This is a genomic window from Variovorax sp. efr-133-TYG-130, from assembly GCF_030208835.1.
In the GTDB taxonomy this organism is placed as follows: Bacteria; Pseudomonadota; Gammaproteobacteria; order Burkholderiales; family Burkholderiaceae_C; genus Variovorax.
In genome coordinates, this window is sequence record NZ_JARVTD010000004.1 from 154,715 (window position 1) to 167,453 (window position 12,739).

At 70.1% G+C, this 12,739-nt stretch carries 14 protein-coding genes; 13 read left to right on the forward strand and 1 reads right to left on the reverse strand.

From position 1 onward, the window contains the following. Positions 1–12: 12 nt before the first annotated feature. From QRN67_RS07175 to QRN67_RS07215, 9 genes are read left to right on the forward strand one after another with little or no spacing between them, the layout of a single operon-like run. On the forward strand, positions 13–1,173 hold the full coding sequence (locus QRN67_RS07175) for an acyl-CoA dehydrogenase family protein (RefSeq protein WP_081267617.1): 1,161 nt from the start codon (positions 13–15) through the stop codon (positions 1,171–1,173). A 3-nt stretch (positions 1,174–1,176) separates the two neighbouring features. Further along, entirely contained in the window at positions 1,177–2,289 is a 1,113-nt protein-coding gene (locus QRN67_RS07180; protein WP_285411248.1) for an acyl-CoA dehydrogenase family protein, read from the forward strand. Beyond that, entirely contained in the window at positions 2,286–3,047 is a 762-nt protein-coding gene (locus tag QRN67_RS07185; protein WP_081267619.1) for an enoyl-CoA hydratase/isomerase family protein, read from the forward strand. Before QRN67_RS07180 ends, QRN67_RS07185 begins: the two co-directional genes overlap by 4 nt. 1 nt (position 3,048) lies before the next feature. Continuing rightward, a complete protein-coding gene (locus QRN67_RS07190) occupies positions 3,049–5,181 on the forward strand; it encodes an acetate--CoA ligase family protein (RefSeq protein ID WP_285411249.1) in 2,133 nt (710 codons plus the stop codon). Further along, complete coding sequence (locus tag QRN67_RS07195; RefSeq protein ID WP_081267621.1) at positions 5,178–5,936, forward strand: SDR family NAD(P)-dependent oxidoreductase; 759 nt, start codon at positions 5,178–5,180, stop codon at positions 5,934–5,936. Before QRN67_RS07190 ends, QRN67_RS07195 begins: the two co-directional genes overlap by 4 nt. Further along, on the forward strand, positions 5,933–6,313 hold the full coding sequence (locus QRN67_RS07200; protein ID WP_285411250.1) for a VOC family protein: 381 nt from the start codon (positions 5,933–5,935) through the stop codon (positions 6,311–6,313). The genes QRN67_RS07195 and QRN67_RS07200 overlap by 4 nt, the downstream gene beginning before the upstream one ends. Beyond that, entirely contained in the window at positions 6,310–6,855 is a 546-nt protein-coding gene (locus QRN67_RS07205) for a nuclear transport factor 2 family protein (protein ID WP_285411251.1), read from the forward strand. The genes QRN67_RS07200 and QRN67_RS07205 overlap by 4 nt, the downstream gene beginning before the upstream one ends. Continuing rightward, on the forward strand, positions 6,855–8,132 hold the full coding sequence (locus tag QRN67_RS07210; RefSeq protein ID WP_285411252.1) for an SDR family oxidoreductase: 1,278 nt from the start codon (positions 6,855–6,857) through the stop codon (positions 8,130–8,132). Before QRN67_RS07205 ends, QRN67_RS07210 begins: the two co-directional genes overlap by 1 nt. After that, complete coding sequence (locus QRN67_RS07215) at positions 8,129–9,118, forward strand: Bug family tripartite tricarboxylate transporter substrate binding protein (protein WP_285411253.1); 990 nt, start codon at positions 8,129–8,131, stop codon at positions 9,116–9,118. The genes QRN67_RS07210 and QRN67_RS07215 overlap by 4 nt, the downstream gene beginning before the upstream one ends. A gap of 11 nt (positions 9,119–9,129) precedes the next feature. Here QRN67_RS07215 and QRN67_RS07220 read toward each other — a convergent pair whose 3' ends face one another. Continuing rightward, positions 9,130–10,101 carry a LysR family transcriptional regulator gene (locus tag QRN67_RS07220; RefSeq protein WP_285411254.1) on the reverse strand — a complete coding sequence of 324 codons (972 nt, stop codon included), beginning with the start codon at positions 10,099–10,101 and terminating at the stop codon, positions 9,130–9,132. Positions 10,102–10,176: 75 nt separating this feature from the next. Between QRN67_RS07220 and QRN67_RS07225 the strand changes: the two genes are divergently transcribed. The 4 genes from QRN67_RS07225 to QRN67_RS07240 are packed head-to-tail and all read left to right on the forward strand — an operon-like array spanning position 10,177 to position 12,732. Continuing rightward, complete coding sequence (locus QRN67_RS07225; RefSeq protein ID WP_106938274.1) at positions 10,177–10,731, forward strand: GAF domain-containing protein; 555 nt, start codon at positions 10,177–10,179, stop codon at positions 10,729–10,731. Next, positions 10,722–11,138 (forward strand): VOC family protein, encoded by a 417-nt coding sequence (locus QRN67_RS07230; protein WP_285411255.1) that lies wholly within the window; start codon positions 10,722–10,724, stop codon positions 11,136–11,138. The genes QRN67_RS07225 and QRN67_RS07230 overlap by 10 nt, the downstream gene beginning before the upstream one ends. Then, the gene (locus QRN67_RS07235) at positions 11,135–11,926 is read left to right on the forward strand and encodes an alpha/beta fold hydrolase (protein ID WP_285411256.1); all 792 of its coding nucleotides are present in this window, start codon (positions 11,135–11,137) and stop codon (positions 11,924–11,926) included. The genes QRN67_RS07230 and QRN67_RS07235 overlap by 4 nt, the downstream gene beginning before the upstream one ends. Then, positions 11,923–12,732 carry an ABC transporter ATP-binding protein gene (locus QRN67_RS07240; RefSeq protein ID WP_285411257.1) on the forward strand — a complete coding sequence of 270 codons (810 nt, stop codon included), beginning with the start codon at positions 11,923–11,925 and terminating at the stop codon, positions 12,730–12,732. The genes QRN67_RS07235 and QRN67_RS07240 overlap by 4 nt, the downstream gene beginning before the upstream one ends. Positions 12,733–12,739: the final 7 nt, after the last annotated feature.

The window sequence follows — 12,739 nt, forward strand, 5'->3', positions numbered from 1 at the left end:
ACAGGAGACAAGATGTCCATCGACTACGCCGGCTTCCGGCGCGAACTCGAATCGTTCGCGCGCGATGCCTGCCCACCCGAGATCCGCGCCGTCGTCGCGGCCGGGCAGAAGATCACCAAGCGCGAGTACCAGGCCTGGCAGAAGATCCTCGCCACCCGTGGCTGGGGCGCGCCGAGCTGGCCGGTCGAAGCCGGCGGCACCGGATGGGACATCCGCCAGCGCCTCATCTTCGAGGAGGTGATGGCCGAGAACGACTGTCCGCCTCTCTATCACCACGGGCTGGGGCACATCGGCCCGGTGATCATCCGTTTCGGCACGCCCGAGCAGAAAGCCCGGTTCCTGCCGCGCATCCTCGACGGCTCGGACTGGTGGTGCCAGGGCTATTCGGAGCCGGGCTCGGGCTCCGACCTCGCCTCGCTGTCGACCAGTGCGCGGCTCGACGGCGGCGAGTGGGTCGTCAACGGCCAGAAGATCTGGACCTCGCATGCGCACGAGGCCAGCATGATCTACATGCTGGTTCGCACCTCGAAGGAGGCGAAGAAGCAGGAAGGCATCTCGCTGCTGCTGGTGCCCATGGACAGCCCGGGCATCACCGTGCGCCCCATCAAGACCATCGACGGCTGGCACCACCTGAACGAGGTGTTCTTCGACGAAGTGCGCGTGCGCGCCGACAACCTCGTGGGCGAGGTCGGCAAGGGCTGGACCTGCGCGAAGTTCCTGCTCGAGCGCGAACGCCTGCCGCCGGCCAACGTGGCGCGGCTGGAGCTCATGCGCCGCCAGGTCACGCAACTGGTCGAGGAGGCGAGCCGCGCCGCCGCGGGCCGGCGCGACTTCGGCGGGCTGCACCACAAACTGTTGCTGTGCGAGGCCGACGTGAAAGGCGCCCGCGTGATGATGGCGCAGGCCACCGACGACCTGATCCACCAGCGCCCGCTGGGCGTGCAGCCCTCCGTCATCAAGATGACCTGCGCCGACGTCGCGCAGCGCCTGACGACCATCGCGCTGGACGCGGTCGGCCCCGATGCGGCCCATCGCTTCCTTGCCGATGCGGGGGATGACGTGCCCGACGCCACCTGGATACAGAACTACATGTTCACGCGCGCCCGCACCATCGCCGGCGGCACCTCCGAGGTGCAGCGCAACGTCGTCGCCAACGAACTGCTGGGAGCCTGAGCCATGTCCACATCTTTCCCATCGCTCTTTCCCGGCATGCTGCTGGATTCGGCGAGCCGTTATGCCCAGGATCACGCGGACCGGGCGCTGCAGGGCGACCCCGTGCGCGAACTGGGCTGGACGGCCACCCTCGTGCCCGAAGAGGCCGGCGGCGTCGGCGGCGGGCTGAGCGATCTCGCGTCCATCGTCGAGGGGCTGGCCACGCATGGCCTGCAGCTTCCGGTGGTCGAGACCTGCGCCGTCGTGCCGCTGCTGTTGCAGGCGGCGGGTGCAGAGACGGCCGGGCGCTGGCTGGAGGCCGTGGCCGAGGGCAGCGCGCAGGTGGCGCCGCTGACCGCGCTGTCCGGCATGCGCGACGACAGCGCCCTGGCGGCCAGGCACCTGGACATCGGCTACGAGCTGGCCGGCACGGTGCAGGGCGTCGACGTCACGCTGCCTGCCTCGCACTACCTCGTGCCCGCGCGGGTCGATGGCGAGGACGCCATCTTCCTGGTCGACGCCGAGCGCGTCGGCGCACCGAAGGCCCGCTACAGGACCATGGAAGGCCGAGAGGGCGCGGACTTCGTGCTGCAGGGGCTCGCCGTGCCCGAGGGCGCGTGCATCGCGCGTGGCGCTGCCGCCCGCGAGGCGCTGGAGAAGGCCACCGATGCCGCCTTGCTGCTGACCGCCGCCGACACGGTGGCCGCGATGGCCACGCTCATACGCGAGACCGTCAGTCACCTGAAGGAGCGGCGCCAGTTCGGTGTGGCGCTTTCCACTTTCCAGGTGCTGCGCCATCGCGTGGCCGACATGTACGTGAAGTACCTGGGCGCCAAGGGCCTGGTGATCCATTGCTTCCACGAACACGAGCAGCACGCGGCCGGCCTGCGCCGCACGCTGCGCCTGGCCAAGGTGTCGCTGGCCGAGTCGGCGCGCGCCTGCGCCGAATCGGCCATCCAGATGCACGGCGGCATGGGCGTGAGCGAGGAGGTGCTGGCCACCCGCACCGCGCAGCGCCTCATCGCCTCGGAGTTCCGCTACGGCGACCGGCTCCTGCATGTCGCCCGGTTGCTGGCGCCGCAGGCGTGCGCCACGCCGATCCCTTCTCTTTCCAACCAAACCGGGAGTGTGCGATGAGCATCAATCTGGAAGTTTCCGACCACATCGCCGTCATCCGGCTGGACAAGCCGCCGGTCAATGCGCTCGACCGCGCCACCCGCCGCCGCCTGATCGAGATCTTCGACGAGGTGTCCGAGCGCGCCGACGTGCGCGTGGCGATCCTCACGGGCACCGGCAAGTTCTTCTGCTCCGGCGCGGACCTCAAGGACCGCCCCGACGCCGGGAAGGCGGGCGACTTTCTCGACCACAACCGCTGGACGCGCGAGACCGGCAACGCCATCCGCGAATGCGCCAAGCCGGTGATCGCCGCGGTCAACGGTCCCGCGCTGGGGGCGGGCTTCGGCCTCATGGCCGCCTGCGACATCTTCCTGGCGAGCGACGACGCCACCTTCGCCATGCCGGAGATCAACGTGGGGCTCGCGGGCGGTGTCTCGATGCTCAGGACCATGTTCGGGCGTTCGTTCACGCGCCGCATGTTCTTCACCGGCATGAAGGTGTCCGCGGCCGAGCTGTACCGCCGTGGCGTGCTCGACGAGGTGGTGCCCGCCGGGGAGCTGATGCCGCTGGCCATGGAGATCGCGCAGGAGATCGCCTCCAAGGCACCGATGGCCGTGGCCTATGCCAAGCAGGCCGCCAACATGATGGACCTGATGCCGCAGCGCGACGGCTACCGCTTCGAGCAGAACATCACCATGGCCCTGTCGCGGACCGAGGATGCGCAGGAGGCCCGCAAGGCCTTCCTGGAGAAGCGCAAGCCCGTCTACAAGGGGCGCTGAGATGCGGGCCGTGGAAGTGGGGCGCGGCATGGACGCGCTGTTCAGCCCGCGCTCGATCGCCATCTTCGGTGCGTCGGACGACGTCACCAAGATCGGCGGCCGTCCGCTGCAGTTCCTGCTGAAGTATGGCTACGCGGGCGGCATCTACCCGATCAACCGCAAGGGCGGCCTGGTGCAGTCCCTGCCGGCCTATGCGGGCGTGGACGACGTGCCTGAAGTACCCGAGCTGGCCGTGGTCGCCGTGCCGCCCGCGGGCGTGCTCGACGCGGTGCGCGGCTGCGCCCGGCGCGGCGTGAAGGCCGCGGTGATCCTGTCCGCCGGATTCTCCGAGATGGGCGACGAGGGCCGCCAACTGCAGGAGCAGATCGGCGAGGTGGCCCGCGCCGCCGGCATGCGCGTGGTAGGCCCGAACTGCCTGGGCGCGATCGGCGTGCCCGACAGGAGCATCGCCACCTTCTCGGTGGCGCTGGAGTCGTCGTTTCCCGTGGCCGGCTCCGTGGGCATCGTCTCGCAGAGCGGCAACCTGGGCAGCTTCACGCTGCGCCTGGCCGGCGAGCGCGGCCTGGGCGTCAGCCGCATGCTGACCACGGGCAACGAATGCGACGTGGACATCGCCGACGCCATCGCGTCTCTGGCGGGCGACCCCGGCACCCGCGTGATCCTGTGCTGCATGGAAACCTGCCGCGACGGCGACAAGCTGATCCGGGCCATGGCCATGGCCCGCGAGGCCGGCAAGCCGCTGGTGGTGCTGAAGGTCGGGGTCTCCGAGGCAGGCAGCGAGGCCGCGGCCTCGCACACCGGCGCGCTGGCCTGCTCCGACGCCGTGTTCGACGCCGTGCTGCGCAAGGGCGGCGCCATTCGCGTGCCCAGCATCGAGCAGTTGCTCGAAGTGGGCCACGCGCTGTCCGTCGTCGGGCCGGCGCATGTGCCGGGCGGCAACCGCGTGGCCGTGCTCACCGCCTCTGGCGGCTTCGGCGTGCTGCTGGCCGATGCGGCCAGCGCGCAGGGCCTGGCTTTGCCCAAGCTGGCCGCGCACACGCAGGAGCGCATCCTGTCGGTGGTGCCCTTCGCTTCGCCCTCCAATCCGGTGGACATGACGGCGCAGGTGTCGAGCCGGCCCGAAGTCCTGGCGCAGATGCTCGATGCCGTGGCGCGGGATGCCAGTTGCGACGCGCTGATCCTGCAGTCGGCCAACGCCTTCCACCTGCCCCGCCTGCGCGATGTGTTTCTTTCCGCGCTGGAACAGGTGCGCAAGGACCATCCCTCGCGCCTGATCCTGCTGTGTGCCCGCGCGCCCCAGGAGGTGCGGGCCACGCTCAACGGCATGGGCTTCCCCGTGGTGGAGGGCATCGATGCCGCTTGCGCGACCCTGGCCGCGCTGTTGCGCTTCGGCGCGCGAGGCACCACGGAGACCGCCACGGCGGCCATTGAGCGCATGCCGCTGGCGGCGGAAGCCTTCGCCACCGAGGCAAGCGCCAAGGCCGTGCTGTCGCAAGCCGGCCTGCCCGTGCCGCAGGAGGTGATCGCAGCCAACCGTGACGAGGCGCTGGCTGCGGCTCGTGCGCTGGGCTTTCCCCTGGTGCTGAAGATCGTCTCGCCCGACATCGCCCACAAGACCGAGGTCGGCGGCGTGTTCGTCGGCGTGCGGTCCGAGGCGCAACTGCTCGAGGAATACGCGAACCTGCTGGCGCGCGTGGCGCAGAAGGCGCCCGAAGCCCGCATCGCCGGCGTGCTGGTCGCGCAGATGGTGCAGGGGGGTGTCGAGCTGATCCTGGGCACCAAGAAAGACCCGGTGTTCGGTCCGATGGTGATGGTCGGGCTGGGCGGCATCTTCGCCGAGATCTTCAAGGACGTGGCGCTGCAGCCGGCCCCCGTCGACGAGGCGCAGGCCACCGCCATGCTGCGCTCGCTCAAGGCCTTCGCGCTGCTCGACGGCGCGCGCGGGCGGCCCCGGGCCGACGTGCAGTCGGCCGCCAGGGCCGTCGCGGCGCTGTCGCGATTCGCCATGCGCCATGCCCATGACGTGTCGGAGATCGATATCAACCCCTTGATGGTGCTGGAGCAGGGGCGCGGCGCCCATGCGCTGGATGCGCTGCTCGTGCCCGAGGAACAAGCCATGAAAGCCAAGCCATGAACATGTCTCTTTCAGGCCGTGCGGCCTTCATCAGCGGCGCCGGCCACGGCATCGGCCGCGCCACCGCGCGCGCCATGGCGCGCCTGGGCGCGACCGTCGGCATCAACGACCTGAAGCCGGAATTCGTGGAAGAGGCCGTGGCCGAGATCCGCGCCCTGGGCGGCCAGGCCATCGGGCTCCCGTGCGACGTGTCGACGCGCGAAGGGATGCGCGAGGCGGTGGCGCAGTTCGCCAGCGACGCGGGGCGGCTGGACATCATGGTCAACAACGCCGCCTGGGTGCGCTACCAGCCGCTTGCCGAAATCACCCCGGAGGTGATGGACCGCATGGTGGAGATCGGCTTCAAGTCGGTGATCTGGGGCATCCAGGCCGCAGCGGAGGCGATGGACCCGCAGCGCGGCGGCTCCATCGTCAACGTGGCATCCATCGCGGCTTTCAAGTCGCCCATGCGCTCGGTGGTCTACAGCGGCATCAAGGCCGGCGTCCTTGGCATTACACGGGCTTCGGCCGCCGACCTGGGCGCCCGCAACATCCGCGTGAACGCGGTGGCGCCCGGCGCCATCCCCACCGAGGGAACGGCCAAGCATCGCAATGCGGAGCTCGACGCCAAGCGCATCGGCCGCACGCCGCTGGGCCGCCTGGGCACGGTGGAAGACATTGCGGACGCCATCTGCTTCCTGGCCGGCGACGAATCGCGCTTCTTCAATGCGGACGTGCTGCGCCTGGACGGCGGCGCCTCGGAGACCTCGCTGTGAGCGGCGCGGTGCGACCGCCCAAGCGGGTGCAGAACGTGTTCGTCGCGGCAAGGGATCCCGCCAGCCTGCATGGCTTCTACGAAGGCGCGCTCGGCCTGCCGACGAAGTTCCGCGATGGCGACCGCTGGATCCAGTACGGCGCGGGCAATACCAACGTGGCGCTGGCCTCCCTCGAGGAGGCCGCGCCTGCCACCGGCGGGCTGGTGATGGTGCTGGAGGTGGACGACTTCGAGGGGGCGCCGGAGCGCATTGCGGCCGCCGGTGGACAGGTGCTGGGCCTGCGCGACATGGGCGCCCACGGCGCCGTGCTGTCGCTGCGCGACCCGGAAGGCAACCTGCTGCAGCTGTTCCGGCGCGCCGCGCCTGCCGCCGCATGAGCGAGCCGCAGACCCTGCCGGCAGCCTTGCAGTCGTTGCTGGACCGCGAAGCGATCCGCGACTGCCTGCTGCGCTATTGCCGGGGCATCGACCGTTGCGACGAGGATGCCTTGCGTTCGGCCTACTGGGAGGACGCCACCGATTGCCACGGGGCCTGGAACGGCAGCGCCGCCGGCTTCATCGCGCAGGCGCTGCCCAGGCTGCGGCAGGGCGGGCGCCGCGTCCACCAGATCACCAATGTGCTGATCGAACTGCACGGCGACGTGGCCGCCGTGGAAAGCAGCTTTATTGCATTGCAGTCCACGGCCGCGCAGCCGGATCGCGAGACTTTTCTTTGCGGCCGCTATGCGGATCGCTTCGAGCGTCGCGGCGGCGAATGGCGCGTGGCCGCGCGAACCGTGGTCTATGACTGGATCGAGGAGCGCACGCGGCCCGAACTGGCGCAGGACGACGCGGCCCTGTTCGGCGCGCGCCAGCCCGTCGGCGGCCGTGCACCGCACGATGCGGTGTATGCGCTGCTGCACAACGTGCGAGGCGGCTGATGGCTGGATCTTCCAGCGCGCTGATCACCGGCGCAGGCGCCGGCATCGGCCGCGCCGCGGCGCTGGGCCTGGCGCGCGCGGGATGGCGCTGCGTGCTGGTCGACGCCGACGCGGCCGCATTGGAACGCACCGAAGCGCTCTGGCCGGCCGGAGCCCGGCGGCCGCTGGGCCTGGTGGCAGACCTGACGGACGCGGCCCGCATCGAACGCCTGCGCCAGGAGGTTCCGCCGCTCGATGCGCTGATCAACAACGCGGGCATGTCGGCCGGCGGCGCCGAGGCGACATCCGGCCATGACGACGGCGGCGCGGCGCGCCTGCTGGCGCTCAACCTGGCGGCACCGGCGCGCGTGGTGCAGGCGTGCGCCCCGCATTTGCGGCCAGGGGCGCGCATCGTCAACGTGGCTTCCGGGGCGGGCCTGCGGGCCATTCCCTGGCGCGGCCTCTACAGCCCGAGCAAGGCCGGATTGATCGGGCAGGGCCGCGCGCTGGCGCACGCCAGGCCCGACTGGACGGTGACCACCCTCGCACCGGGTTTCGTGAGAACCGAACTCGTGCAACGCCTGATCGACGGTGGACGGCTGGACCCCACGCAGGCGGCGTCGAAGATTCCCATGGGCCGCATGGCCGAGCCCGAGGAGATGGCCGACGCCTTGTGCTTCCTGGCCAGTCCGGGCGCGCGCGTGCTCACCGGCCGGCTGCTGGTGCTGGACGGCGGCTCGTCCGTGTGCGGGGGCAGCCAGCCGTTGCCGCCTTGCGAACGTCCGCCCCTGGCGTTCGATGCGCCCTTGCGCCCGAGCTGCGAGGCGGTGCGCGAACCGCTGTGGCGCGCCGCCCTGGACAAATGGGTTCGCTCGCATTCGAGCCATGCGGGCCATGCGGGCTCCTCGGACTACGCGGGTGTTGCCGATGCGCGCGCGCTGGATGCGCCGCCGGGCTCTCGGCTCGATGCGGTGCTCGATGCGGCGCGCTGCTTCCGCGCGCGCCATGCAGCGCTCGCCAGCCTCACGCTGCTGATGCCTGCGCCCGAACCGGGGCTCGACTGGCAGATGGCCGGCGATGCCGATGCGGCACGGATGCTGGTCGCCACGCTGGCCGCCGAATGGGGCTCGCACGCGCTGCGCATCAACGCGCTGGAGCTGCCGCGCGATCTTGCGCCCGACGCCTGCCTGCCGCTGCTCGACTACATGGCCGGCCCCCGGGCGCAGTTCCTGACCGGCCAGGTGCTTCGCCTCGGCGCCGCCGCGGCCCGAGATCACAACAAGGAGACTCCTGCATGATTCCACCGACCATTTCGCGCCGCCACCTGCTGGCGGGCGCGGGGCTGCTCGCCCTTCAGGGCCAACCATGGGCCAGCGAAGCCGGCGCCTGGCCGGCGCGCCCGATCCGCCTAGTGGTGCCCGGCCCTCCGGGTGCCGGCTCGGACATCTTCGCGCGCCTGCTGTCCGTGCCGCTGCAGCAGGCCCTCGGGCAGCCGGTGGTCGTGGACAACAAGCCCGGCGCGAACGGCCTGATCGGCAATGACACCGTCGCCAAGGCGGCGCCCGATGGCTACACCATCCTGCTGTCGCCGTCCTCGGCGATTGCGATCAACCCGGTCATCCAGCCGAAGATGCCCTACGACACGCAGAAAGACCTTCTGCCCATCGCGCAGGTCGGCGCCGCCGGCATTCTGCTGGTGGCGAACCCGGCGACGGGTATCCGCTCGCTGGCAGACCTGGTTCGCCAGGCCAGGGCCAACCCCGACAAGCTGGCCTGCGGCTCCTGGGGCAACGGCTCGACCGGCCACCTGGTGCTGGAGGGCATCAAGGCCCAGTACGGCATCAGCATCGCGCATGTGCCCTACAAGGGCGTCTCGCCGCTGGTGACCGACCTGCTGGGCAACATCATCGGCGTGGGCTTCGTCGACATCGCATCGCCGGTTCCGCACATCCGCAGCGGCAGGCTGATCGCACTCGGCAGCACCGGCTCCGCCCGCGGACCCGCGCTGCCGGAAGTGCCCACGCTGACCGAGCAGGGCTACCGCTCCGACGTGGACGGCTGGTACGGCATCTTTGCGCCGGCGGCCACGCCGCGCGAGGTGGTCGCGCGCCTGAACCAGGAGATCAACCGCATCCTGTCGACCGAAGAGATCATCCAGAAGTTCGCCGCGCAGAACATGCCGCGCCCGCCGATCAAGAACGCGGAGCAGTTCGGCGCCACCGTCCACCGGGACCTCGCGGTCTGGCAGTCGCTGGCGAAAGTCGCCAGGTTGCGGGTGGACTGACCTGGGCCGGCTCAGCCTGCCGGGCGCTTCATGCGCAGCGCGGTCTGGACCACCGCGCCGCGCAGCGATTGCACCGTGGGGTGCGCTTCGAGCTCTTTCAGCGTGAAGAAGCTCACCGGCGGCAGGTTCCAGCTCAGCCGGTAGGGCAGCGCGGCGCAGTGGCCCGCGTCCTCCATGCCGGCTAGCACGTCGCGCGCGAAGATGGTGATGACGTTGGGCTCCTGGCGCAGCACGGTCTGGATGCTCCGGATCGCGGTGGTCTCCAGGATGGGCAGCGGCGGCTGGACGCCGGCGCCGACGAAGATGGCGTTGTAGGTCCTGCGCATGGGTGTGTTGGGCGGCGGCAGGATCCAGTCAAGCTGGGCGAGCCGGGCCCAGTCCAGCGGCCCTCGCGACAGCCGCTTGACGTTCTTCGCACCTACCACGAGGCAGGGCTCCTGCTCGTGGATGGCCTCCTGCACCAGCCCGCTCGCGTCGCCGTCGTAGGAGCGGCCGATGGCGCAGTCGAGCTCGCGCGCGACGAGGCCGGCGACCAGTTCGTCCGTGGTGCCTTCGCGCACCATCACCGAAATGCGCGGCGAACGGTCGAGCAGATGCGTCAACGCGGCCGACATGAGCTGCTGCGGCACCTGCTGCGTGAAGCCCAGCCGCAGGCGGCCGCTGCGGCCCGCCTCCAGCGAGGTGAGCACGCGCGTGGTCGCCTCGAGCTCGGCAAGCCAGCGCCGCGCGTAGTGCAGCACCGCGTCACCCGCGGCGGTGGGCACCAGCCCTCTGCTGGAGCGCTCGAAAAGCGTGCTGCCGAAGATGTCCTCGACCTCGTGCAGCGCCTTGGTGATCGCTGGCTGGCTGAGCTGCATTTCGGCGGCGACGCGGCTGAGGGTGCGATGCCGGTCGATGGCCTGCAGCAGCGAGAGTTGCCGCAGCTTGAGGCGGGAGAGCAGTGTGCGGTGCAACTCGGCGGCGGGGTCTCGGGCGGTGGGCAAGGCCATAACTCCTGGGTTATCGAGCTATCAGAAATTATTTCACTTTGGTGAATTGCTGGTCCTAGACTTTTCCCCATGGACACGCCCACTGCACCGAAGACCACCGCCATCACCGCCGGGTTTCTGGACTCGCTGGCCGAGGCGCCGAACGCTGTCGAGGCGCTGCGCCGCATCGACAGCCGTCGTTTGCTGATCGCCCCGGGCAGCATCTTCAGCATCCAGCAGAACGTGACGACCGGGCACGATGCGGCCGGCCAGGTCCTGTTGCGCCGCTTCTATTCGTCGGAGGCGTCGAGCTTTCCCGTGAACGGCGCCAAGCGAAAGACCATGACGCGCTGGACCGAATGCCTCTTCGTGCAGGGGCGTGTGTTCGTCGGCGAGGGCGAGCATGTGCTTGCGCAGACCTTCGACGATTTCGAGCAGATGCAGGCCTACGCGTTGCGCAGCGTAATCAACGTGCCGCTGATGCAGGGGACGCTCTGCTACGCCACCTTCAACGTCTTCGGCACCCGCACCCGCTGGCAGCCGGAGGAGGTGCTTGGCATCCGCTTGCTGGCGCTGGCCGCCGCGCGCTGGGTGCCTTCCGTGCCCGGGCTCGCCTACAGCTTCGAGGAAACGCCATGCCTGTGACTGCCTTGCACCACTTCACCATCCGCTGCACGCCGGACGAACTGCCGCCGCTGGTGGACTTCTACACCCGGGTGATGCGACTCACGGTCGGCGCGCGGCCGGAGATCCCGGCGCCCGGCGCATGGCTGTATGCCGACGGCCAGCCCATCGTGCACCTGTACGCGCACCTGTCGGCTCCGGACCGGCCGGGCGAGCCGGGCGGCCCTGTCACGGGCCACGTCGACCACATCTCGTTCCGCTCACGCGGCCTGGCCGAAATGCGCGCGCACCTTCGCGCACTGAGCGTTCCCTTCGTGGAGGCGCCGATCCCGGGCTGGGCGATTCACCAGCTCTTCCTGCAGGATCCTCGCGGTCTCAAGATCGAGATGACGTTCTGGATGGATCAGGAAGAAGGAGGCGTCGCATGACGCACTTCGTCCAGGTCGGCGACCAGCGCATCGCCTTCGACCGTGAAGGCGAAGGCTCGCCGCTGGTGCTGATGCACGGCGCGGAGGCGTCGCGGCAGATGTTCGCGGCGCTGGTGCCGCGGCTGTCGGGGCAGTTCACAGTGATCGCCTATGACCAGCGCGACTGCGGCGAGACCGAGGGGCCCGAGCACGCCTCGACGCTCGCGGACCTGGCGGACGATGCGCAGCAGTTCATCAAGGCCCTCGGCTTCAAGCGCGCCCATGTCTTTGGCTCGTCCTTCGGCGGGCGGGTTGCGCAGGCGCTGGCGGTGCTGCACCCGCGCTCGGTCGACCAGCTCGTGCTGGGCAGTACCTGGCCGCTGCCCAGGCCCTACGAGGAGCTGTGTCCGGATGCACGGCGCCTGGCTGAATTGCGACGCGGACTGCCCGGCACCGCACAGGAGCTGGCGACCTGGTTCTTCCCCGAGGCCTTTCTCGATCAGCACCCGGATCTGCGTCGCATGTTCGCGAAGGCGCGGCCGGAGTCGCCACGGTCCGCGCGGCGCGCAGCGACCGTGCAGACCGCGCTCGAGCGAGGCGTGGCAGACATCGTCGCGCCCACGCTGGTGCTGGCCGGCGAGCTCGACCGCGTGGTGCCGCCGAGCGTGACGCTGTCGATGGCCGGCCGCATTCGCGGCGCCGATGCGGTGCTGCTGCCCGGCATCGGCCATGTCACCGCGATGCAGGCGCCGCAGGTCCTGGCGCATCACATCGTCCGTTTCCTGAGTCCCGAAGGAGCCAAGCCATGAGCATGAGCAGCACGAACCATCAGCGCGCGCGCGGGCGCCCCGACTACATCCGCATCGAAGGGCTTTCGAAGCACTTCGGCGATGGCGGCGAAGGCGTGCTCGCGCTGAAGGACATCGACTGCGCCATCGAGGAGGGCAGCTTCGTGACCATCGTGGGCCCCAGCGGCTGCGGCAAGAGCACGCTGCTGCGCATCCTCGCGGGGCTGCTCGACTACGGCACCGGCCGCGTGGTGCTCGACGGGCAGCCGATTCAGGGCACGCGGCGCGATGTGGGCGTGGTGTTCCAGAGCTCCATCCTGCTGCCCTGGCGCACCATCCTCGAGAACGTCATGCTGCCGGCCGAGGTGCTGGGCATTCCGGCGAAGCAGGCGCGCGAGCGCGCCATGCAGCTGCTGCACATGGTCCGGCTCGACGGCTTCGAGCACAAGCTGCCGCGCCAGCTGAGCGGCGGCATGCAGCAGCGTGCCTCGATCGCGCGGGCGCTGCTGCACGACCCGAAGATCCTGCTGATGGATGAGCCCTTCGGTGCGCTCGATGCGATGACGCGCGAGCGCATGAACCTTGAACTGCAGCGCATCTGGATGGAAAGCGGCAAGACGGTGGTGCTGATCACGCACTCGATTCCGGAGGCGGTGTTCCTCGGCGACAGGGTGTTCGTGATGTCGCCACGCCCCGGCACGCTCGAACGCGTGCTGCCCATCGACCTGCCGCGTCCGCGGGCCATGGACGTGATGTCGCACCCCGCTTTCGCCGCCGCGTCGCTCTCTATCCGCGAACGCTTCTCGCACGCCGCCTCGTTCGACTGACAGGAAG

Excerpts from the sequence above, each read along its gene's own strand:
- QRN67_RS07175 (WP_081267617.1), top strand. The coding sequence starts at position 13 with ATGTCCATCGACTACGCCGGCTTCCGGCGCGAACTCGAATCGTTCGCG.
- QRN67_RS07180 (WP_285411248.1), top strand. The coding sequence starts at position 1,177 with ATGTCCACATCTTTCCCATCGCTCTTTCCCGGCATGCTGCTGGATTCG.
- QRN67_RS07185 (WP_081267619.1), top strand. The coding sequence starts at position 2,286 with ATGAGCATCAATCTGGAAGTTTCCGACCACATCGCCGTCATCCGGCTG.
- QRN67_RS07190 (WP_285411249.1), top strand. The coding sequence starts at position 3,049 with ATGCGGGCCGTGGAAGTGGGGCGCGGCATGGACGCGCTGTTCAGCCCG.
- QRN67_RS07195 (WP_081267621.1), top strand. The coding sequence starts at position 5,178 with ATGAACATGTCTCTTTCAGGCCGTGCGGCCTTCATCAGCGGCGCCGGC.
- QRN67_RS07205 (WP_285411251.1), top strand. The coding sequence starts at position 6,310 with ATGAGCGAGCCGCAGACCCTGCCGGCAGCCTTGCAGTCGTTGCTGGAC.
- QRN67_RS07210 (WP_285411252.1), top strand. The coding sequence starts at position 6,855 with ATGGCTGGATCTTCCAGCGCGCTGATCACCGGCGCAGGCGCCGGCATC.
- QRN67_RS07215 (WP_285411253.1), top strand. The coding sequence starts at position 8,129 with ATGATTCCACCGACCATTTCGCGCCGCCACCTGCTGGCGGGCGCGGGG.
- QRN67_RS07225 (WP_106938274.1), top strand. The coding sequence starts at position 10,177 with ATGGACACGCCCACTGCACCGAAGACCACCGCCATCACCGCCGGGTTT.
- QRN67_RS07230 (WP_285411255.1), top strand. The coding sequence starts at position 10,722 with ATGCCTGTGACTGCCTTGCACCACTTCACCATCCGCTGCACGCCGGAC.
- QRN67_RS07235 (WP_285411256.1), top strand. The coding sequence starts at position 11,135 with ATGACGCACTTCGTCCAGGTCGGCGACCAGCGCATCGCCTTCGACCGT.
- QRN67_RS07240 (WP_285411257.1), top strand. The coding sequence starts at position 11,923 with ATGAGCATGAGCAGCACGAACCATCAGCGCGCGCGCGGGCGCCCCGAC.